We start from the raw sequence: 1,037 nt of genomic DNA, 5'->3' as shown, positions 1-1,037 counted from the left end.
AGCCATGCACTTCGTTTCGCCTGTTTTCGACCTGTACTCGGACTACCTCTTAGTCAATCAAGGCCAAACGACGGCAACGGGCTTGTCGGCTTTAGTCGATGGTAAACTTTCCCACGATGCCATTACCCGAAGCTTACATCAGCTCAGCTATGGCTCGGCCCAACTATGGCAAGTCGTACGCCCCTTCATTGAGCAGATTGCCGACCCTGACGCGGTGTTGACCCTTGATGATACCGTCGAAGCCAAAGCCTTTATGAACCAAAATTCGCTTATCCGCTTCCATTACGACCACTGTCAACAGAAAGCACTTAAAGGCATTAACCAACTCACAGCCCTCTACACAGGCCAGATACATTCCTTACCTGTTGCTTATGAACTGATCGAGAAAGACCAAGCCATCATCGATCCAAAGACGGGCAAAACAAAATGGGTCAGCCGGGTTAGTAAGCAAGAACGGTTTCGACGGCTAATCCACCAAAGCTTGGCTAATAAGCTCATTTTTAAGTATGTATTGGCCGATTCCTGGTTTTCCTCTGCCGAGAACTTTACCTATATCGCCGGTTTAAGGCAACAATTTATTATGCCTTTGAAAAGCAACCGTAAGGTGGCTCTTTCTAGGGCTGCCCAACAACAGGGACTGTATCGGCCAATTGAGTCGTTAGCTATCGAAGCGCATCAATGCCTTGCCGTTTGGGTTGCCGGAGTGGATTTCCCCCTCCTGCTAACCAAGCAGGTCTTCAAAGACGGAGACATTGAGCAAGGGATGCTCTATCTGGTAACCAATGACTTGACGGCCGATACGGTCAGCATTCAGACGCAATACGCCCGTCGTTGGAAAGTAGAAGAGTTTCACAAATCGATCAAGTCTAACACTGGTTACTCCCGCTCACCTGCCCACTCGGTGCGCTCTCAAAGCAATCATCTTTTTCTATCCATGCTGGCCTTTGTTAAGTTGGAAGCCTTGCGGTTATCCACGTCAAAAAATCATTTTGCCTTAAAAAGTTTGCTGACGCTAAACGCGATGAAATTGGCATTAC

1 protein-coding gene is annotated in these 1,037 nt (G+C 48.0%); it reads left to right on the top strand.

What is annotated here, in order from left to right; all coding sequences use genetic code 11:
- Nucleotides 1-1,037: IS701 family transposase (locus tag ACYVGO_RS38735; RefSeq protein WP_460974160.1), on the top strand; the 1,037-nt coding region annotated here is incomplete at both ends.

This window comes from Spirosoma migulaei, assembly GCF_054776855.1.
This window is presented reverse-complemented; position numbering and strand designations above follow the sequence as displayed.